Origin of the sequence: Sorangium sp. So ce367, assembly GCF_051520455.1 — a bacterium.
GTDB classification, from domain to species: domain Bacteria; phylum Myxococcota_A; class Polyangia; order Polyangiales; family Polyangiaceae; genus Sorangium; species Sorangium cellulosum_B.
This window is the reverse complement of the sequence record NZ_CP150334.1, coordinates 9,736,998-9,757,152: the sequence shown is the minus strand read 5'-3', so window position 1 is coordinate 9,757,152 and position 20,155 is coordinate 9,736,998. Positions and strand designations below refer to the sequence as shown.

Below are 20,155 nucleotides of genomic sequence, written 5' to 3'. Positions count from 1 at the left end.
ACCTCTCCGTTTCGCGTTACGCGCCCTTCAGCGCCGCCGTGCAGTGCCCGCAGCGCACCGCCTTGATGGGGATGCTCATCGCGCACTCGGGGCACTCCTTCGTCGTCACCTCCTCCGCGTGTTGCCTCTGAAGCTTCCCCATGAGCCGCACCAGGAGGAAGACGCTGAGCGCGACGATGAAGAAGCTCACCAGGCTGTTGATGACGACCCCGTACTGGAGGAGCACCGCGCCGGCCTTCACCATCTCCTCGGGGGTCGCGTACGGACCGGGCCCGCTCGGCGACTTCAGGACGATGTAGTGCCGGCTGAAATCGATGCCGCCCGTCAGGAGGCCTATCGGCGGCATGATCAGGTGATCTACCAGTGTCTTGACGATGTTGCCGAACGCCGCGCCGATCACGACGCCCACGGCCATGTCGACGACATTGCCACGAACCGCGAACTTCTTGAAATCCTCCCAGAACATCGCTTCCTCCGGCGTCGGGGGCTCCTGCCCCCGCGATCGCACCGCTCCGGTATCGTCTCTCCGCGATCAGGATGCTACCAGCTGCCTGCGCGGGACCGCGCGGCGGCGGCGCCGCCATCCGCGCGGCCGCCGGCAGCAGCACGAACGGTGCCACCGGGCTCGTCCGTGGGCTCATCGTGGCCAGTCGCTCGCAGCTGCGGCCTCGGCGCGGTCGCTCCCGCCCGTCCCGCTCCCCCGCGCTCGCAGCGCGGCCGCTGCCCCGCCCTCCGTGCAAGGGCGCCACACCTGGGGCCAACTGCGCCACCTCACACCGATTTCGCACATGGCGGTTCCCCGGCCCGGGGCGGCTCTCTAGGATGCGCGCCGGAGGAACCACCGAGCCATGGACCCCGACGCCGAGGCCGCCCTGCGCTACCGCGCCAAAGCCGAGCTGCGGAAGCGCGCTCGGGCCGTCCGCAGCTCCATCCCCCACGACGCCATCCTCGAGCGATCGCGCCGGATCCAGCGCGCGCTCGCGGAGCTACCGGCCCTCGCCGCGGCCCGGCGGGTCGCGCTCTTCTACCCGATCGAGGGGCGCAACGAGGTCGACCTCCGGGAGCTCGATCCGCTGCTGCGCGCCCGCGGCGCCCGGGTCGCGTACCCCTCCATCGACCCCGAGTCGCGCGCCATGACCTTCCGCTTCGTCGAGGACCCCGAGGCCATGGAGGAGCGCGGCCTCGGCTTCCGCGAGCCCGACGCGACCGACGAGGAGGCCGCCGCGCTCGACGTCATCGTCGTGCCCGCGCTGCAGATCGACGCCCGAGGGCACCGGATCGGCTATGGCGCCGGCTACTACGACAGCACCCTGCCGCGCTTCTGCCCCCCGGCGCATGCGGTGGGCGTCGTGTTCGACTTCCAGCTCGTCGCCGAGGTGCCGGCAACGCCGGGCGACGTCCCGCTCGGGACCATCGTCACCGACGCCCGCGTGCTCGCCGCCGAACCCGCCTAGGATGCCCAGGGCGCAGGTGGGAGAGGACAGCGCGAGCGACAGGCCCGTCCTCCTCGCGGCCATCGCCTCGGGCGCGATGATCGCCCAGCAGGTCGCCGGCCGGGCGACCCGGGACGCCCTCTTCCTCGCCAGCTTCGGCGCGGCCGACGTCCCCAAGGTCATGGCCGCCGGCGCGGTCCTGTCGTTCGCCGCCGTCGTCCTGCTCTCGCGCGCGCTCCTCCAGCTCTCCCCCGCGCGCGTCGTCCCGGCCACGTTCGCTGCGAGCTCCGTGCTGCTCGCCCTGGAGTGGGACCTCGCCCGGCGCGCGCCCGGCGCCGCCGCCCTCGTCTTCTACCTGCACATCGCCGTCTTCGGCGCGACGCTCATCTCCGCCTTCTGGTCGCTCGTCAACGAGCGCTTCGACCCCCACACCGCCCGCCACTCCATCGGGCGCATCGCGGGCGGCGGGACCGTCGGCGGCGTGATCGGCGGCCTGTTCGCCTGGCGCGCCAGCCGCCTCATCGACGCCCCGACGATGCTCCTCGCCCTCTCCGCGGTGAGCGCGCTCACCGCCTGGGCCACCCACCACCTGGGCGCCGGCCTCGCGCGCGCGGCCGGCGCCGCCGGCGGGGCGGGGCGCACCGAGGTTGAGGCGGGGGGCACCGAGGTTGAGGCGGCACGCACCGAGGTTGAGGCGGCACGCACCGAGGTTGAGGCGGCACGCACCGAGGTTGAGGCGGCACGCACCGAGGTTGGCGCCGGCGGGTCGGGGCTCGCCGCGTTGCGCGACAACAGCCACCTGCGCGACCTCGGACTGCTCGTCGGGCTCGGCGCCGTGAGCGGCGCGTTGTTCGACGTGGCTCTCAGCGCCGAGGCGGCCGCCGCGATGACCGACCGCAACGCGCTGCTCTCGTTCTTCGCGCTCTTCCATCTCTCGGTGAGCGTGCTCTCGTTCCTCGTGCAGTCGCTCGCCGCCACCTTCTCGCTCGACCGGCTCGGGCTCGCCGCCACCATTGGCATCCTCCCGGCCGCGGTCGTCGCGAGCACCCTCTCCCTCGTGGTCGCGCCGCGGCTCTGGGCCGCCTCCATCGTCCGCGCGACCGAGGCGGTGCTCCGGAACTCGCTGTTCCGGTCGGGCTACGAGCTGCTCTACACGCCCCTGCCCCCGGACCAGAAGCGGTCGATCAAGACGCTCATCGACGTCGGCTTCGACCGCATCGGCACCGCGGCGGGCAGCGGCCTCGCGATGGCCCTGCTCGTGCTCGCCCCGGGCGGGTCGCTCCCGCTGCTGCTCGGCCTCGGCGCGGCGGCCGCGGGCGTCACGTTGCTCTTCACGCCTCGGCTGCACCGGGGCTATGTCGCCGCGCTCGAGGGCAGCCTGCGCTCCGGCGCCGTCTCGCTCGACCCGACGAACGTCGTCGACGCGACCACCCGCCGCACCCTGAGCGGCACCGTCGATGCGCTCAGCCGCGACAGGGTCCTCGCCGAGCTCGCCGCGCTCCGGAACGCCGCGGCGGCGCGGCACCACGCCGGGCGCGCCTCCGCCGACGGCGAGCGCACGTCGCACCCCGGCCCGCCGCTCTCCGGCCGTTCACCGCTCTCCGCCCCCGCCCCTGGGGACTCGCCGCGGCCTCCGGCGGGTGATCGCAGGGGCGTCGACGGGCCGCTGTCCGCGCGCGCCGCGTCGGCCGCGCTGGCGTCCGATCCGGTGCTTGCCGCCACGGCCGACCTGCGCTCCGGCGATCCCGAGCGGATCCGCCGGGCGCTCGTCCGGGAGCCGGACCCTGCGCTCGTGCCGCACCTCCTCCCGCTCCTCGAGCGCGAGGGGCTCACCTCCGAGGCGATCCGGGCGCTCCGCGCCGTCGCCCCCCGCGCGACCGGCCAGCTCACCGACGCGCTCCTCGATCCGTCCGTGAGCGTCGCCCTCCGGCGCCGCATTCCGCGGGTGCTCCAGGCCTGTCCCACCCAGCGCGCCGCCGACGGCCTGATCCTGGGCCTTGCCGACGAGCGCTTCGAGGTGCGTTTTCAGTGTGGCGTCGCGCTCGCGCGGCTCCTCCAGCAGCGCGCGCCGATCCACCTCCGGCACGACGACGTGATCGAGGCGGCGATGCGGGAGATCGCGATCGGTCGCCGGGTGTGGGACGCCCAGCCCCCCAACGTCGCGCCCCCGGTCGAGGCGCCGCTGGCCGAGCGATTGCTCGTCGAGCGGACGAGCCGCAGCCTGGAGCACGTGTTCCGCGTCCTCTCGCTCTGCCTGGAGCGCGAGCCGCTCGAGATCGCCTACAGGGCGCTCCACGCCGACGACGCCCACCTCCGCGGGACTGCGCTCGAGTACCTGGAGAACGTCCTGCCGGCGCCCATCCGCGAGAGCCTCTGGCCGTACCTGGGCGCCCGCGCGCCCGCCCCTCCCGAGCCAAGCGCCGCCGAGCCGCGCGCGCCGCGCCTGCCCGAGCACGCGCTCGACGAGCTTCGCCGCTCTGCCGCCAGCATTCCGCGGGCGTCGATCTCCGCTGCGCGCCGGCGACGAGAGCCCCGCACGTAGCGCGTGGCCCACCGCTCGTCGCTCCAGCGAGCGACAAAAAAAAAGCGTCGCCGGGGCCTAGGGGGGGAGAGGCCGCACCAGCAACGCTCGTCCGTGAATTAGCAGCTCACATGCCACCGCGAGAAGACGGAAATAGATTTAAAATTCGCATAGATGTCCCGGTCACATCCTCCCCGCGTTGCAATCCTGCGATTTCATCCTTGCAGGCGAGCATCATGTCGAGGACGTCCCCCACCCATCCGTCTCAAGCCGTTCCCCCCGCCCGTCTGCCCCATCTCCACCGGTTTCCGCCCCCCTCTGCGCAGCCCCGGCAGAGCGGCGGTCTCCCGCACAGGAGACGGGCCCAGATCGGCGTTTTCGGCGCGCAAGCGCACTCCGGTGCGCTGAGCACCGAAAACGTCGAGGTGGGCCCGTATCCGAAGCGGGTGACCGTCGCTCTAATGGAGGGGAGAGCGGTGGTGGACGCGCTGGTCGAGGTGCTCGGCGATGGTGAGCCGGTCGGCGTCGCTCATGACCACGAAGCGGACGGCGAGCAGGTTGTCGCGGTCCCAGACCGGGCGGGCGCGCAGCCGGATGGGGCGCCCGACCCCGAGGTCGAGCTCGAACGGGGTCACGGCGGGCAGCGCCCGGCCTGCCAGCGCGGGCGCGCGCTCGACGACCATCCCCGTGGGGGAGAGATCGATCGCGCGACACCGGTGCCGGTGGCCATCGACGAGCGCCGAGACGGGGAAGTCGACCTGCGCGCGCGCGCCCTGCCTCCGATCCATGCGAGCCTCCTTGGTGTCCTCGTGACGCGGCGAGCCTAGGTCGCGGGGCTCGTCCGGGCCAAACATCGGGCGGGCGAGCCGCGCGGTCCGCTCGCGGCGCCGGGGCGCGCTCTCCGCGCAGTCCGCTCGCGGCGCCGGGGCGCGATCTCGGCGCGCGCGGGATCGGTGCGATATGCTGGCCCGGCGAAAGGAAGGTGTGGCGATGCCCACGTGCCGGGAATGCGATAACGAGGTTGACGAGCTCAAGACGATCAAGGTCGGAAGCAAGAAGAAGAAGGTCTGTGAGGACTGCGCCGACCGCGCGGCGCAGGAGGGCGCGATCGCCGAGGAGAGCGAGGCGGTGGTGCAGCAGATGATGGGCTTCAAGGGGAGGCGCTGACAGCTCGCGCACCTGCCGATTCCCGCCGATCTCCCCCGCGCGGCGAGCAGCGCGACGCCGCGCGGACGCCGCCGATCTCCCCGTCGAACGCCGGCCCGTCGCCCTTCTCCACGATCTCCCGCGAGCCCGTGTCGCGCGCGTCGACCGCGGGCAGGCCAGCCGCGACGCGCATAGCGGATCCTCCCCGCCAAGCGATCGAACAGGGCCGCGAGCTGTTTTCTTGCTTGCGGTGCAGCGGTGTCGCCGAGGAAGAACGCGACCTCCCTCGGGTCACAGGCGCCGCGGCTGAGATAGCGAATGCGGGGGTAAGGTAGGTGAAGGTCGTTGACCGACATGGAGAACCCTGTCGCATTGGAGGTTTACCCACATTTTCGGGGGATTTCGTCTGCATTCAAGCGAGCGAGCGACCACTTCTCTATACCTTCCTTACATCAGCGGACGGACTGCGCATTGCAGTTTTGCATCGAAAATTTGCAACAGTGATGTGAAAAGCGGCCGAGGTGTGCGACCTAATTGGGTGTTCGTTTCGTTTTCGAAAGCATTTCGTCTTGACCCGTCGTGTTAATCCGGGAATAAGTTGTTTCACGAGAGCGCCGGTATCCGCCCCTCTGGTGCTGAATGGTCTGCACCGATGGTTCGCGGCGCGAAGGCACGCAGCGGGAGGCTCCTCTTCTGCCCCCTGATGCTTTCGCCCGTTACGGTCCTGTTCACCACAGGGGTTCGACGACGCCGGGGGAGAAAAAGCCATGCATTCGATTTCTCAAGGCTTTGGGTCGCGGTCGTTTGCCGCCGGTAAGTTCATCGCCTCGCTCGTGGCGATGTCGATCGTCGGCTTCGGCTGCGCGCCGCTCGACGAGGACGTGACTGCAGAGGAGCTGGACGCGGAGGAGCAGGCGGCCGGCACGACCTATCAAGTCGGTCCCACGCGCACCTACAAGACCATCGGTGAGGTAGCCAGCAGACTGCAGGCGGGCGACGTGGTGGAGGTCGACGGCAACGCCACGTATTCGGGCAACATCAGGCTCACGAAATGGGGCACGCCCACCTCGAAGATCACGATCCGCGGCGTGCGCGTCGGCGGGAAGCGCCCCGTCCTGAAGGGCGGCACCAACACGATCGAGATCAACGCGAACCACATCGTCTTCGAGGGGTTCGATGTGACGGGCGGCACCTCGAGGTGCATCTTCCAGCACGGGCACGATGTCACGATCCGTGACTCCGTGATCCACGATTGCCCAGCGCACGGGATCCTGGGCGCCGACAGCGATTCGGGTTCGCTGTTGGTGGAATACGTGGAGGTCTATAACTGCGGTAACGGTACGCAGAAGCACCCGATCTACATCGCGACGGATGAGTCCGCCTACCCGGGCTCCGTGTTCCGGATGCAGCACAGCTATGTCCACGATGCAACCGGCGGCAACGCGGTGAAGACCCGCGCGGAGCGGAACGAGATCTATTACAACTGGATCGAGGGCGGGCTCTACAAGGACCTCGAGCTCATCGGCCCCGACGGGCAGGATCCGGGGCTCGCGCGGGAGGACTCCGATGTGGTCGGCAACGTCTTCCGCAAGACGCACACGCAGTACGTGATCCGCGTCGGCGGCGACGGCACGGGCGACACCAACGGGCGGTATCGGTTCGTGAACAACACGTTCCTGCTGATGGCGGGGTCGAGCGCGGCGATTCACCTGTTCGATGGCATCGAGAGCATCGAGCTGCACAACAACATCTTCCATCGCGTCGGGGGCGGGAGCGTTCAGGTCTTCCGTGACGACGCGAGCTGGACGACCGGCAGCCCGCTCATCAAGGGTGTCAACAACGCCGTGCCCACGGGCACGACGGTGCCTTCCGGCTTCACGGGGACGCTGATCGTGAGTGATCCCGGCTTCACGAGCATCGGCAACCGCGACGTGACGCTGCTCTCGACGAGCGCGCTGCGGAACGCGGGCGTCAGCTCGACGACGGGGATCTCGGGGCGCACGTTCCCGTCGCCGCTCGCGATGCCGCTGTACCACCCGCCGAAGGCGGCGGTCGCGGCCGTCGGCTCCGCGCAGCGGCGGACGGCCGTGGGCGCGGTCGACATCGGCGCGTTCGAGTTCGGGACGACGACCACGACGCCGACGCCCACGCCGACGACACCGACGCCCACGCCGACCACGCCGACGCCCACGCCGACCACGCCCACGCCGACGGCGCCGGTGTGCTCGGTCGTCAACGCTGGCAAGTGGTTCAATTCGCAGCTGCCTTCGACCCAGCGGGGCACCTTCACGGCGACCTGGGACGTGACGCCGAGCGCGTCGAAGATCGACGCTGTGGTCGGCCTCTCGAGCGGCTCCGCGAGCCAGTGGACCCAGCTCGCCGCGATCGTCATCTTCGACGAGGAAGGCAATGTCCGCGTCCGGAACGCCTCGAGGTACCAGGCGCTCCGGGTGTTCCCGTACACCGGCGGGACGACCTATACCGTCCGGATGGTGGTCGACGTGGCGGCGAAGCGGTACTCGGTGTACATCCGGCCGAAGAACGGCACCGAGGTGCAGCTCGCGAGCAACTACGCGTTCAGGTCCGAGCAGGCCAGCGTCGCTTCGCTCGCGAACTGGGCGATGACGCAGACGATCGGAACGGCCACGCTGTCGGCCTGCAACTTCAAGATACAGTGATCCCACGGGGGCCCGGCGCGAGCAGACCGTGTTCTTCGCGCGGCGCGGGGAACCCGCCGGACTCACCTGAGACAAAGCTCCTCCGGCTTCGCCGGAGGAGCTTTGTCATTTGGGCTCAGATATCGGCCCTCCCCGCGCCCACGGAGGTCGATGGGGAGTAGGCCCTAACCAAGCTTCGCGCCCTGAGCGTGACCGAACGAGCCTGCTCAACGCCTCACGAAAGCGCCGCACTGTCACATGGCCAGAGAGGGAGTCTGGGGTGTCGCCGTGATGGATGCGGCGCCGGGCCGCCCCGGAGGCTCAGGCGAGTCCGCTGCGCTGGAGCAGGGCGTCGAGGGTGGGCTCGCGGCCGCGGAAGCTCCTGTAGAGATCCATCGGGTCCTGCGTGTCGCCGAGCGCGAGGATCTGGCTCCGGAACGCGTCGCCCACCTTCCGGCTGAACAGGCCCTCTTCCTGGAAGCGGGAGAAGGCGTCGGCGTCCAGCACCTCGGCCCATTTGTACGAGTAATAGCCCGCTGCGTAGCCAACCGGGCTCGAGAAGAGGTGCGAGAAGCCGGCAATCATGGCGTAGCCCTCGGGCAGCGGGACAGGCGAGTAACGCCCGAGGACCTCGCGCGCGAACTCGACGACATCGCCCTGCTCTCCGGTCCAGTCCATGTGGAGCGCGAGGTCGATCTCGGCGAAGCCGAGCTGCCGCATCGTCGCAGCGCCCGCGCGGAACGTGCGGGCCGCGCGCATGCGCTGGAGCAGGTCGTCCGGGACCGGCACGCCCGTCTCGTGGTGGCGCGCGAAGAGGTCGAGCGCGTCCCGCTCCCAGCACCAGTTCTCCATGATCTGCGAGGGGAGCTCGACGAAGTCCCAGGCGACGTTGGTGCCGGCGAGGCTCCGGATCGGCACCCGGCTCGAGGCGTGGTGCATCATGTGGCCGAACTCGTGGAACAGCGTCTCGACCTCGCGGTGGTTGAGCAGCGCGGGGCGGCCGCCGACCGGCGGGGTGAAGCTGCCCGCGAGGACCTCGAGGTGGCGCGCGTCCTCCCCGGCCGCGCGCCCATTCTCGCTCGGCGCGCCCGTGACGAGCCCGTGCATCCAGGCGCCGTCGCGCTTCTGCTCGCGCGGCACGAAATCGAGGTAGAAAGCGGCGCTCTGGGCGCCGTCCGGCTCGACGAGCTGGTAGGCGCGGACGCTCGGGTGCCACGTGGGGGCGGACTGCCAGGGCGCGATGCGCACGCCGTAAAGGCGGTGGGCGATCTCGAACAGGCCGGAGACGACGCGATCCAGCGGGAAATACGGGCGGAGCGCCTCGTCGTCGAAATCGTAGCGGGCGCGGCGGAGCTTCTCGGCGTAGTAGGCGACGTCCCACGGCGCGAGCGGCGGCGCGTCCGGGCCCTCGATCTCGCGGCGGAAGGCGGCGAGCTCCTCCTTCTCGCGGGCGAAGACCGGCTCGGTGCGCGCCCGCAGCGTGTCGACGAAGCGCCGCGCCGCGGCGCCCGTCTTCGCCATCCGGTCCTCGAGCACGAGATCGGCGAAGCTCGCGTAGCCGAGCAGCCTCGCCTTCTCGCCGCGGAGCTCGAGGATGCGGCGGATGAGCGGCCGGTTGTCGTGGTCGCCCTCGGTCGCCCGCGTGTTGAAGGCGCGGTAGAAGCGCTCGCGGATAGAGCCGTCGTCGAGGTGCGTGAGCACGGGGATGTAGCTCGGCGCCTGCAGCGTGAAGCGGTACCCCTCGATGCCCCTGTCCTTCGCGCCCTGACGGGCCGCCTCGACCGCGCTCGGCGGCAGGCCGGCGAGGCGGGCGGCGTCCTCGACCACGAACTCGAAGGCGTTCGTCGCGTCGAGCACGTTCTGGGAGAAGCGCAGGGTCAGCGTGGCGAGCTCGACGTCGATCTCGGAGAGGCGCTTCTTGCCGGCCGGGTCGAGCTCGGCGCCGCTCCTCCGGAAATCGTCGAGGGTCTTCTTCAGGAAGCGGTGCCGCGGGCCCGTCAGCGCCGCCGCCTCGGGCGTGGCCGCGTACGCCTTGAGCGCGCCGTAGACGCCCTCGTTGAGGGCGATGCCGCTCAGGAACTCGCTGACCTCCGGCTGGACGGCGTTGTACGCGGCGCGCAGCGCGGGGGTGGTGGACGTCGATTCGAGGTGGGAGACGACGTTCATGGCGCGGTCGAGCCGCTCGGTGACGGCCTCGAGCGCGGCGAGGGTGTTGTCGTAAGTGCGGGGGCCGGGCGCCGCGACGAGCGCGTCGAGCCGGGCGCGGGCGTCCTGGAGCAGCGCGCGCACCGCGGGCTCCACGTGCTCGCTCCGGATGCGATCGAACGGGATCTCGAAGCCGAGAGTGAGCAGGGGATTGTCGGTCGCTTCGGTCATATCGTTCCTGGTTGGGCTTGAAGGGCCGGCGGACGGGCGCGGGCCGGCGACCCTGGGCCGGCCCGCGCAGCCCTACCTTGGTAAAGGCGCCGGCGAGGGTTGGCCAGTAGTTCGTCGTCCAAGTTCTTCCATGTTGGATGGGAGGGGGCCGAGCACCCTCCCCGGCGGCCTGACGTCACGGCGAGGGAGGAGCTCGGTGAGACGAGGTGAAGCGCGGGCGAGCGGCTAGACGCCCAGCCACCGCGCGACGATCGTGGCGAGCACGTCGGACGTCCCCGAATGGATGCTGCCGCCCAGGGCGTCATCGATGGCGGAGGGGAGGCCGCTCTCCTCGAGGTAGCCAGCGCCGCCGCGGAGCCGGAGGTCGTCGATCGCGGACGCCACGGCCGAGTCCGCCGTGTGCCACTTCGCGAGCGCGGCCTCGGCCTGGCCGCGCTCGCCCTGGTCCAGCGCCCACGCGGCGCGGTAGATGAGCAGCCGCGACGTCTCCAGCCGCAGCTTCATCTGCGCGAGGCGGTGCGCGACGGCCTGGTGGCGGGCGATCGCCTGGCCGCCGATCTCGCGCTCGCGGGCGAAACGGACGGCCTCGCCGAGGGCGCGCTCCATGGCGCCGAGGCGGAAGGCGAGGATGAGCGCGCGCTCGAAGGTCATCGCGATCTGGAAGACGGCGAGGCCGGCGCCGGCGCGGCCGAGGAGCGCGTCGTGGCCGACCTCGCAGCCGGCGAACGAGACGGGCGCGAGCCGCGCGCCCCGGAGGCCCGCGGTCGCGAGCGGCGCGCCGGGGAGGATGCGCGCGGCGCCCTCGCCCGCGGCGCGGGGGACGAGCAGCGCGGTGAGGCCGCGCGCCGGCGTCCCTCCGGCGCCGCCGCCGCCGTCGCGCGCGATCGCGAGGTACACGTCGGCCCGGTCGGCCCAGGTCACGTACCGCTTGTCGCCGGTGAGCCGGTAGCCGGCGTCCGTGCGGTCGGCCCTTGCTTGCACCGACGCGACGTCCGAGCCCGCGCCCGCCTCGGTCGCGGCGACCGTCGCCATGCTCGCGCCGCTCGCCATCCGCGGCAGCCACGCGCGCTGCTGCGCGGGCGTGCCCACCCGCGCGAGCAGGAGCGCCACGCCGAAGAGGTGCGCCCCCGCGGCGAGCAGGACGCCGCCGTCGCGCAGCGTCGCGCCGAGGCCCTCGTAGGCGAGCGCCGTCGTGACGAGGTCGAGGCCCTCGCCGCCGAGATCGCGGGCGATCGGCAGGCCGAGGGCGCCGCCCCGGGCGAGGACGCGCATGCGATCGTCCGGGGCCGCGGCGTCGGCCTCGGCGCCGAGGGCGCGCATGCGGTCGTGGACGGCGCGCTGGGAAGGGGTCCACCCGAAGTCCATCACCGCTGCGATACCAGAGCCGTCGAGGGGCGGGGAGGAGACGAGGACGGCGCGCGCGCGTCGTCGGCCCGCGCGCGCGGGCTCAGTAGGGGCGCTCTCCGGCGAAATTGCCGGGAGGATCGTAGTTGCACACCCAGATCTGCCAGGTGCCACCGCCGAACGGCGAGCCGGTCGTGCAATCGGCGACCCCGCAGCCGAGCCGCAGGGAGTCGGCCCATACCACCTGAGTGTAATGGCCGCAGGTGGAGCTGCAGGCATTGCTCGCAAGATCGTAGTTGGCCGCCTCGTCGACCCACGAGGCGACAACATCCTCCGGTGTGGGTGACGAGCCGGCCGACGCGAAGATGTTCTCTCCATAATCGCTCGCGCTATGGCCGAACATGCACTGGGCGGCATAAGCCTGAGCCATCGCGGCGATCTCGGGCGACCACTCGAGAGGGGGCACCGGCTGATCGGCGGGCGGGTCGACGGCGGCGCGCGCGGCATTGTGGGCCGCCGTCATCCCCGTCATCCTGGGCGGCTCGTCGGCGCCCTGGCCGCTCGTCGGGCCCTCGTCGTCGGACGAGGCGCCGCAGCCGGCCGTCAGGGCGAGAAGGAGAGAGAACTGCACGAACCGGGGGAGCCGTGGGCCGAGCGTCATCACGGGGCCATTGTCCTACGGCTCGGCCGAGCTCTGCAACGGCGATTCGATGAAGGCTGGTTGAACCCACGACGTGCGGTGTCATGGCGCGCCCTCAACCCTCCCCTCAGCCCTCCCCTCAGCCCTCCCCTCAGCCCTCCCTGGACGGCCGCGATCGGGCGTTCTTCCAACGTCTGCCGTCGACATGAACATCAACAGATCTCGTCGTGGATGGCTCCCGTGCTGACGGGCTTCGCCCTAGGGTGACGTCGAGACGAGCAACAATTCCGCCTCATGGGCCTTGTCATGTGGGTCGATCTATGAGCTATTGTCGCCCTGCTTCGGAGGCGGCTGCAGGCCGAGCTCGGAGGCGAGCGTGCTCCCTCATGGGGTTTCACCGCTCTCCGTGGCAGTCCCGCACCAGCGGCACGCCCGACAAAGAACGAAGGAGTTTCCCGATGAATATCCGTGTGACGTGGCGAATCGCGGCATTCCCGCTGGCGCTGGCGGGGCTCTCCGTCATCCCGGCGATGGGGTGTGACAAGGTCTCGGAGCTGCAGAATGACGTCTGCTGTCGCGACTTCACGCCGGGCGCCGATCTCGCCACGGTGAAATGGGGTCTCGAGGGCGAAGCAGAGCTCAATTATGGTGCCTTCATGCAGTCCGTGTCGGACTTCACGGGCGCCGCGGGCGCCATCGTGGCGGACGTGACGAGCGCCTGTCAGGCGATCGCGCTCGACCTCGGCGCGGACGTGGCGACGATCACGGCGACGAAGCCGAACGAACGGGCGGAGCAATGGTGTGAGCTCGCCGTCGACGCGCTCGGGGACGCGACGGCCGACCTGTCGATCACCTTTCAGCCGCCGAGCTGCACGGTCGACGCGAGCGTGCAGGCGAACTGCGAGGCGAGGTGCAGCGCCAACGTCGAGTGCCAGCTGACCCCGGCGGAGATCGTCGCGCGCTGCGATCCCGGTCAGCTCTCGGGGCGGTGCGAGGGGAAGTGCACCGGCTCGTGCGAGGGCTCGGCCAACCTGGCGGTCCACTGCGAGGGGACGTGCCAGGGGACGTGCGAGGGCACGTGCGACGGCGATTGCTCCGCGACGACCGCCGGCGGCGACTGCCGCGGCGAGTGCCAGGGCACCTGCACGGGCGAGTGCCGTGGCTCGTGCTCGTTCGCGGCCGAGGCAGAGGTGCAGTGCAACGCCGATTGCTCGGGCTCGTGCGACGTCCAGTTCAAGGCGCCGAAGTGCAGGGCCGAGCTCAAGCCGCCGAGCGCCGACTGCCAGGGGTCCGCGGAGTGCAGCGGCTCCTGCGAGGCGAGCGCGAGCGCGAAGGCCAGCTGCAAGGAGCCCGCGGTCAACATCGAGGGTGGGGCCGACGTCGAGGCGGCGATCGCGACGCTCAAGGCGAACCTGCCGCGGCTGCTCGTCGTCGCGCACGCGCGCGGCGAGCTGCTCCTCGCCAGCGCCGAGGCGGTGGTCCAGGCGGGCGGCAACCTCGAGGGCGCGGCCACCGGCAGCGTGAAGGCGGGGGCGTGCCTCATCCCGGCCACCAACGCGATCACGCAGGCGGTCGAGAACATCCAGGCGGGCATCACGGGCAGCGGCAGCGTGATGGCGAAGCTGGAGATCGCCCCCCCCGGCCCGTGAGCGCAGCTCCGGCAGCGGCGCAGGCCGCGGCCGGGCGCGCGTGAAGGAACCGTCAGGCCAGCCGGTGGCGCAGGCCGCTCACCGCGGCGCTGCGCCCCGGGTCCGGGCGCGGAACGCCTCCGGCGTCACGCCGGTCCAGCGCCGGAACGCCCGGTGGAACGCGCTCGGCTCGGAATAGCCGAGCAGATACGCCACCTCCCCGATCGCCATGTCCGCGTCGAGGAGCGCCGCAGCGCGGCCGCGCCGGACCTCGTCGAGCAGGGCGTGGACCGACGTCCCCTCGTCGCCGAGGCGGCGCTGGAGCGTGCGCGGGCTCATCCGCAGGCGCGCCGCGAGCACGCCCAGGTCGGCCCCCTCGCGCAGCCGCTCGCCGAGGAGCGCGCGCACGCGGTCGGACAGCGCGGGCGGCGCCGCGCCCGGCAGGCGCGCCGCGGCGGCGCTCATGTGGCGCTCGAGGAACGCGGCGAGCGCCTCGTTCGCGTGCGGTAGCGGCCGAGCGAACTCTTCGACCGGCAGGACCAGCTCGGTCGCCGGCGCTCCGAACAGCACCGGCGAGCCGAGCCGCCTCGCCTTCTGCTCCGGATCACCCTCCGGCGCGTGGCGAAAGCGCACCGCGAGCGCCTGGATCGGCGCGCCGCACATGCGCCCGGCGTTCACGAGCGCGTCGAACGCGAACATCTCCGCGAGCTGGCCGTGGGCCGGCCGGTCGGGCCCGAAGGGCACGAACCCGAGGTGCGCGCGGCCCCCGCGGATCTCCAGCGTGTAGCGCTCGCCCTCGTTCCAGATCTGCTGGTAGCGGAGCATCCGGCGGAACGACTCTCCGAGCGTCGGGCTGCTCATGGCCAGGAAGCCGAGCGCATCGAAGTGCTCCGGCTCGAAGCGCGCCGCGAAGTCGAGGCCGAGGTGCGGATCGGCGGTCGCCGCCACGGCCGCCTCGATGAGCGCATAGAACGCCGCAAGCGGCACGCGGGCGTCCGGATCGGCGAGTGCGGCGCCGGCGAGCCCCGCGGCCTCGAGCAGCGCCCGCCGATCCGCCCCGCGCTCCGCGGCGTGGTCCGCGAGCTGCGCGGCGGTGCGGGCCCAGATCGTCGGGGCGGGCGCCCGCGGGGCCTGGCGCCGCATGTCAGCCCTTGTGGCGCGCGATGTCACTGCTCCCCGGCCGGGCCGGCCCCAGGCTTCCGGGCGATCGGAGGAGCATCATGCGAAAGCACGGCATCGAGGAAGGGCGCGGCGCGTTCGTCGAGGGCGCCTGGTACATCATCGCGGACGCGGCCTGCGTGGGCAAGCGGCCGGTCGCCGTCGAGCGCTTCGGGACGCGGCTCGTGCTGTTCAGGGACGAGCGCGGCGCCCTGGTCGCGGCGCGGGCGCGCTGCCCGCACCGCGGCGCGGACCTCGGCCTGGGGCGGGTCGTGGACGGGGCGATCGAGTGCCCGTACCATGGCTTCCGGTTCGCTTCGGACGGGCGCTGTATCGCGATCCCGTGCGAGGGGCGCGGCGCGAGCGCGCGCGGCGCGGGGGATGCGCTCGCGCTGACGCGGTACGAGGCGCGGGAGCACCGGGGCTTCGTGTGGCTCTTCTGGGGCGAGCGGCCGGCCGAGCTGCCGCCGGTGCCCTGGTTCGATGGCCTGCCGCCGGACGAGCGGCACGCCCACACGGCGTCGATGGACTGGGACGTGCCGTTCGCGCGCGCGATGGAGGGCATGCTCGACTTCCACCACCTGCCGTTCGCGCACCGCCCCTGGTTCCCCGGCGTGGGCGCGATGCTCGACCCTTGCGAGGTCCGCGTGGAGGGCGACGTCATCCACGCCGAGGCGGTGCTGCGCCACGACGACGGGGAGCCCTGGGACGGCCGTCGGGGGTGGAGGTTCGAGATGGAGGTGCGCTTCCCGGGCGTGCTGCGCCTCTCGTTCGGGAAGCGCGTGGTGGGCGTGGCGGGGTGCGCGCCGATCGACGCGGAGCGGACGGCGATCGTGGGGCGGTACTACATGCCGATCCCGGTGATCGGGCGGCTGCTCGCGTGGCTCGGGTTGCGGGCGGAGTTCTGGCTGATCCAGCCGGGCGACGAGCGGATGCTCGCGTCCTCGGAGCCGCGCGACGCGGATCTCGACGCGTGCCGCTTCGTGCGCGCGGACGCGGGGATCCTGGCGTGGCACAAGATGCGGCGGGCGCGGCTGAAGGCGCAGCGCGCGGGGGAACCGCGCCGGCTGCCTATCGAGGCGGGGTGAGGCGGCGCCGGGCGACTCACGATCGCACGGATCTGCTCCACGACGAGGTTGAAAGCCTATCCAACGGTCAACTGGCGCGCTCCTGACAAGGGTCGTGTGTAGGTCAGCTGCTCGTCGATAGGCTCCTACCTACGCGCCATCTCGTGATGTCCGTGATCGCGAGATGCTCCCCAGCGGCGTGGTGCGTCAGCCGCGCATCGAGACGAGGGTCTGGACCACGAGCCGCAGATCGTCGACGTCGAGCGGCTTGTCGAGCACCGCGTCGGCGCCCAGGCGGTAGGCCTCCGCGTGCGTCTCCGGGTCGCCGAACGCGGTGATGAGGACCACCGGCGTCGTCCAGTCGTCGCGGCGCAGCCCGGCCAGCAGATCGAGCCCGCTCGCGCCTGGCATCCGGATGTCGCTCACCACGACATCGACCGGGGCGCCGTTCCCGGAGACGAGCGCTTCGCCCATCAGCTCGAGGAGGTGCTTGGCGTCATGCGCCTCCAGGACCTCGTAGCCGTCGCGGCGGAGGGCGGTGGCGAGGAGCAGCCGCAACTCCCTGTCGTCTTCGGCGAGCAGCACGCGGATGGGGATCGGGCCGTGGTGGACGCGCGGCACCGGCTCAGGGGGCGTATTCAGGATCGAGGCAAGACCGCGCATCGAGTCGGGGGGCATCGGGCTCTCTCCTTGGTGAGGGCCCTGTGTTGCAGGCCGCGTGCCGCCCGCCGGCGGCCGTCTCGAACGACCGAGGTTGGGGTGGCCGGAACCGACCGGGGTTGGGGTGGCCGGAACCGACCGGGGTTGGGGTGGTTGGCCGGAACCGACCGAGGTTGAGGCCGCAGGCGACCGGGGTTGGGCCGGAACCGACCGGGGTTGGGCCGGAACCGACCGGGGTTGGGGTGGCTGGCCGGAACCGACCGAGGTTGAGGCCGCAGGCGACCGGGGTTGGGTTAGCCGGAACCGACCGGGGTTGAGGCCGCAGGCGTCGACCCAGGTTGCGGCGGACGGGCGGGTTGCAGCGGGACTGGCGGGTTGCAGCGGGACTGGCGGGTTGCAGCGGGACTGGCGGCGACCCCCGTGGGCCATCCGGGGTGGGGCGTCGTTCCCCGCCCGGGGTATTCCTCCGCGCCTCGGCGTGGGCTTCGAGCTCCAGGTCGCCCGACCCCACACCCCGCCCGCCCTCTCAGCTCCCCTTCGTCCCCCCGGCGCCCGGCTCCCACCGCTCCAGCTTCCGGTGCAGCGTCTTCCGGTCCAGCCCCAGGATCCTCGCCGCCAGCGTCTTGTTCCCGCCCGCCGCCTCGAGCACCCGCAGGATGTACCGCCGCTCCACCTCCTCGAGCGGCACCAGCTCGGACGGGTCGTCCCCCGCCACGAGCACGTGCGACGGCCGGTGCTCCCGGATCTTCGCCGGCAGGTCCTCCACCGTGATCTCCGGGTACCCCGTGAGCGCCACCGCCCGCTCCATGCAGTTCTGGATCTCCCGCACGTTGCCCGGCCACGTGTACGCGAGCAGCCGCTCGGCGGCCGCCGGTGACAGGCCGACCACCTCCTTGCCCCAGCGCGTCGCGAAGTCCTCGATGAAGCGCTGCGCGAGCAGCAGCACGTCGCTGCCCCGCGCCCGCACGGGCGGCAGCTCCACGTGGAGCACGTTGATCCGGTAGTACAGGTCCTCCCGGAAGCGGCGCGCCTCGACGGCCTCGTCCAGGTCGCGGTTCGTCGCGGCCACGATGCGCGCGTCGAACGGCACCTCCGCGCTCCCGCCCACCGGGCGCACCCGGCGCTCCTGGAGGGCGCGGAGCAGCTTCGGCTGCACCGCGAGCGGCAGCTCCCCGATCTCGTCGAGCAGCAGCGTCCCGCCGTTCGCCTCGACGAATAGCCCGGAGCGCGCCGCGCGCGCGTCGGTGAACGCCCCCTTCACGTGCCCGAAGAGCTCGCTCTCGATCAGCGACTCCGGCACCGCCGCGCAGTTGATCGCCACGAACGGCCCCTCCTTGCGGCGGCTCCGCGCGTGCATCGCCTTCGCGACGACCTCCTTGCCCGTCCCGCTCTCGCCGGTGATGAGCACCGTCGCGTCCGCGTCGGCGATGCGCTCGATCAGGTCCTGCACGCCCCGCATCGCGGCGCTCCGGCCGATGAGGTCCGGGAACCCGCCGGGCCCTGCCACGGCGCGGCGCAGCCGCCGCACCTCGGCCTTGAGCGCGTGGTGCGCGATCGCCCGCTCCAGCGCCAGCGCCAGCGCCTCGATGTCGACCGGCTTGGTCACGTAGTCGTACGCGCCCGCGCGGATCGCCTGCACCGCGGTCTCGATGCTGCCGAACGCGGTGATCACCACGACCGGCACGTCCGGCCGGATCTCGGCGGCCCGTCCGCAGACCGCGATCCCGTCCATCCCGCGCATGTTCAGATCGGTCAGGATGACGTCGAAGCCCTCGTCCGCCTCGAGCAGCGCGAGCGCCTCCGCCGGTGAGGTCCGGGTCGTCGCCTCGACGCCGCGCGACTGCAGGTCCGCCGAGAGCCACGCGCACATCGCCTCGTCGTCGTCGATGATCAGCGCTCGTCTGCCCATCGTCACCTCGATGGCTCGCCCGCCATCTCTCCTCGATAACTCGCGTAGTACAGCGCCCCGCCCGCGGCCAGCCGCGGCGCTGCGGCCGCCCCGCCGAGCGCGCCCTCGGCCCGCGGCCGCCGGGCTCGCGTCATCCTGCGTCATCCTGGCCGCTCGGGGGGAGGTACACCGTGAACGTCGAACCCTTGCCGAGCTCGCTCTCCACGTCGATCCAGCCCCCGTGCTCGCGCACGATCCCGTAGGACACGCTCAGCCCGAGGCCCGTGCCCTCGCCGACGTCCTTCGTGGTGAAGAACGGCTCGAAGATGCGGAGGATGTTCTCGGGCGCGACCCCCTCCCCGCCGTCGGTCACCCGGACGGCGACGTGCTCGCCCTCGGCGCCGCCGTGGTCGGCCGGCGGGCGCGCGCGGGCGCGCTCCACCCGCACGGTGAGCTCGCCGCCCCGCTTCATCGACTGCATGCCGTTCATGATGAGGTTCGTGAGCACCTGCTGCATCTGCCCCGCGTCCACCTCGGCGCGCGCCGCCCCGCCGCTCGCCTCGTCGAGGCGGAGCGTCACGCTCCGCTTCCGGGCGAGGGGCTCGAGCAGCGCCAGCGTCTGGCGCGCGATGTGCGCGAGATCGGCCGGCGCCTTCTGCGCGACCCGGCGGCGCGCGAAGTCCAGCAGCTGCCGGATGATCTTCGTCATCCGGTCCGCCTGCTCGGCGATGATGCGCGCGCTCTCCGCCGCCTCCTCCTGCGGCAGGCCGCGCGCGATCATCTTGGCGCGGCCGCCCACCACGTTGAGCGGCGTGCCGAGCTCGTGCGCGAGCCCCGACGCCAGCTTGCCCACGGTGGTGAGCCGATCCGCGTGCCGGAGCTGCTCCAGCGCCGCGATGCGCGCGGTCGTCTCGCGGCCCGCGCGCTCGCGCGCCTCGGCCAGGTGCTCGCACATCGCGTTGATCTCGTGGGCGATCCGCCCGAGCTCGTCGCGCTGCGGCAGGAGCAGCGGCCCGCCGAGGTCGCCCTCTCCGATCCGCCGCGCCTTGTCGACGAGCCGCCGCGTCGGGCGCCCGACGAGGACCTGCCCGAAGGTCATCGCCAGGAGCCCGCTCAGCGCCGCGAGGGCGATGATGGTGGCCACGGTGTTGACAACGCTCGCCTGGACGTACGCTTCTTCCTCCTCGAGCGACTCGGAGATCTCGATGGCGCCGACGCGCTCGGGCTCCACCCCGACGGGCGCGTACGTGTAGAAGCGCCCGCTCCTGTCGCCCTTGCGCTCGATCCGGAACACCTCGGCGCCCCGCGAGAGCTCCTCGATCTCGGCGGCGGGCAGCGCGGGCGCGAAGCGATCCCCGGCCGGCGCGTCGAGCCACACCCAGCGGAAGCGCACGCCGTCCTCGCGCTCGCTCATCTCGTCGAGCAGCTGGAGCGCCTTCCCCATCCCGTCCCGGCGCCACGTCTCGACCACCGCCGCGCGGAGCGCGATGCCGATGAGGTGCTCGTCGCGCCGCATGTCCGCCTCGAAGAGCGCCCGCTCGCGCCGGACGGAGAGGTAGCCGTACAGGCTGAGCGCCGCGCACATGACGAGGACGAGGGCGAGGGTGAGCTTGCTGGCGAGTCGCATGAGGTCGCCG

General features: G+C 72.2%; 18 protein-coding genes. 7 read left to right on the top strand and 11 right to left on the bottom strand.

Annotated features, from left to right (window positions below; translation table 11 throughout):
• Positions 1-16: 16 nt before the first annotated feature.
• On the bottom strand, positions 17-466 hold the full coding sequence (gene mscL / locus WME97_RS36985; RefSeq protein WP_437544785.1) for a large conductance mechanosensitive channel protein MscL: 450 nt from the start codon (positions 464-466) through the stop codon (positions 17-19).
• 382 nt (positions 467-848) lie between these two features.
• Between mscL and WME97_RS36980 the strand changes: the two genes are divergently transcribed.
• Together WME97_RS36980 and WME97_RS36975 are read left to right on the top strand one after the other, a co-directional pair.
• Positions 849-1,454, top strand: coding sequence for a 5-formyltetrahydrofolate cyclo-ligase (locus tag WME97_RS36980; RefSeq protein ID WP_437544784.1), 606 nt, complete (start codon positions 849-851; stop codon positions 1,452-1,454).
• 16 nt (positions 1,455-1,470) lie between these two features.
• Positions 1,471-3,975: a hypothetical protein gene (locus tag WME97_RS36975; RefSeq protein WP_437544782.1), complete on the top strand. Its 2,505-nt coding sequence runs from the start codon at positions 1,471-1,473 to the stop codon at positions 3,973-3,975.
• Positions 3,976-4,412: 437 nt separating this feature from the next.
• On the opposite strand, the gene WME97_RS36970 is transcribed toward WME97_RS36975, so the two are convergent.
• Entirely contained in the window at positions 4,413-4,742 is a 330-nt protein-coding gene (locus WME97_RS36970) for a PilZ domain-containing protein (RefSeq protein WP_437544781.1), read from the bottom strand.
• Positions 4,743-4,944: 202 nt separating this feature from the next.
• Between WME97_RS36970 and WME97_RS36965 the strand changes: the two genes are divergently transcribed.
• On the top strand, positions 4,945-5,121 hold the full coding sequence (locus tag WME97_RS36965) for a hypothetical protein (RefSeq protein ID WP_157907138.1): 177 nt from the start codon (positions 4,945-4,947) through the stop codon (positions 5,119-5,121).
• Here the strand turns inward: WME97_RS36965 and WME97_RS36960 are convergent.
• Positions 5,105-5,293, bottom strand: coding sequence for a hypothetical protein (locus WME97_RS36960; RefSeq protein ID WP_437544780.1), 189 nt, complete (start codon positions 5,291-5,293; stop codon positions 5,105-5,107). The genes WME97_RS36965 and WME97_RS36960 overlap by 17 nt on opposite strands.
• Positions 5,294-5,867: 574 nt before the next feature.
• Here WME97_RS36960 and WME97_RS36955 point away from each other — a divergent pair.
• Complete coding sequence (locus WME97_RS36955) at positions 5,868-7,778, top strand: hypothetical protein (RefSeq protein ID WP_437544779.1); 1,911 nt, start codon at positions 5,868-5,870, stop codon at positions 7,776-7,778.
• Between the two features lie 300 nt (positions 7,779-8,078).
• Here the strand turns inward: WME97_RS36955 and WME97_RS36950 are convergent, their stop codons facing one another.
• The 3 genes from WME97_RS36950 to WME97_RS36940 form a co-directional block, all read right to left on the bottom strand.
• On the bottom strand, positions 8,079-10,133 hold the full coding sequence (locus tag WME97_RS36950; protein WP_437544778.1) for a M3 family metallopeptidase: 2,055 nt from the start codon (positions 10,131-10,133) through the stop codon (positions 8,079-8,081).
• A 225-nt stretch (positions 10,134-10,358) separates the two neighbouring features.
• Complete coding sequence (locus tag WME97_RS36945) at positions 10,359-11,498, bottom strand: acyl-CoA dehydrogenase family protein (RefSeq protein WP_437544777.1); 1,140 nt, start codon at positions 11,496-11,498, stop codon at positions 10,359-10,361.
• A gap of 82 nt (positions 11,499-11,580) precedes the next feature.
• Complete coding sequence (locus tag WME97_RS36940; protein WP_437555565.1) at positions 11,581-12,138, bottom strand: CAP domain-containing protein; 558 nt, start codon at positions 12,136-12,138, stop codon at positions 11,581-11,583.
• Positions 12,139-12,575: 437 nt separating this feature from the next.
• On the opposite strand from WME97_RS36940, the gene WME97_RS36935 reads away from it, so the two are divergent.
• A complete protein-coding gene (locus WME97_RS36935; protein WP_437544776.1) occupies positions 12,576-13,766 on the top strand; it encodes a hypothetical protein in 1,191 nt (396 codons plus the stop codon).
• 78 nt (positions 13,767-13,844) lie between these two features.
• On the opposite strand, the gene WME97_RS36930 is transcribed toward WME97_RS36935, so the two are convergent.
• Positions 13,845-14,888 carry an AraC family transcriptional regulator gene (locus WME97_RS36930; protein ID WP_437544775.1) on the bottom strand — a complete coding sequence of 348 codons (1,044 nt, stop codon included), beginning with the start codon at positions 14,886-14,888 and terminating at the stop codon, positions 13,845-13,847.
• A gap of 77 nt (positions 14,889-14,965) precedes the next feature.
• Between WME97_RS36930 and WME97_RS36925 the strand changes: the two genes are divergently transcribed.
• Positions 14,966-15,991: a Rieske 2Fe-2S domain-containing protein gene (locus WME97_RS36925; protein ID WP_437544774.1), complete on the top strand. Its 1,026-nt coding sequence runs from the start codon at positions 14,966-14,968 to the stop codon at positions 15,989-15,991.
• A 186-nt stretch (positions 15,992-16,177) separates the two neighbouring features.
• Here the strand turns inward: WME97_RS36925 and WME97_RS36920 are convergent, their stop codons facing one another.
• Positions 16,178-16,648 carry a response regulator gene (locus tag WME97_RS36920; protein ID WP_437544773.1) on the bottom strand — a complete coding sequence of 157 codons (471 nt, stop codon included), beginning with the start codon at positions 16,646-16,648 and terminating at the stop codon, positions 16,178-16,180.
• A 26-nt stretch (positions 16,649-16,674) separates the two neighbouring features.
• On the opposite strand from WME97_RS36920, the gene WME97_RS36915 reads away from it, so the two are divergent.
• Positions 16,675-16,947 carry a DUF1720 domain-containing protein gene (locus WME97_RS36915; protein WP_437544772.1) on the top strand — a complete coding sequence of 91 codons (273 nt, stop codon included), beginning with the start codon at positions 16,675-16,677 and terminating at the stop codon, positions 16,945-16,947.
• 209 nt (positions 16,948-17,156) lie between these two features.
• Here the strand turns inward: WME97_RS36915 and WME97_RS36910 are convergent, their stop codons facing one another.
• The 3 genes from WME97_RS36910 to WME97_RS36900 are packed head-to-tail and all read right to left on the bottom strand — an operon-like array spanning position 17,157 to position 20,145.
• Entirely contained in the window at positions 17,157-18,539 is a 1,383-nt protein-coding gene (locus WME97_RS36910; RefSeq protein WP_437544771.1) for a sigma-54-dependent transcriptional regulator, read from the bottom strand.
• Positions 18,540-18,541: 2 nt separating this feature from the next.
• Positions 18,542-18,673: a hypothetical protein gene (locus WME97_RS36905; RefSeq protein WP_437544770.1), complete on the bottom strand. Its 132-nt coding sequence runs from the start codon at positions 18,671-18,673 to the stop codon at positions 18,542-18,544.
• Entirely contained in the window at positions 18,670-20,145 is a 1,476-nt protein-coding gene (locus tag WME97_RS36900; RefSeq protein ID WP_437544769.1) for an ATP-binding protein, read from the bottom strand. Before WME97_RS36900 ends, WME97_RS36905 begins: the two co-directional genes overlap by 4 nt.
• Positions 20,146-20,155 lie beyond the last annotated feature (10 nt).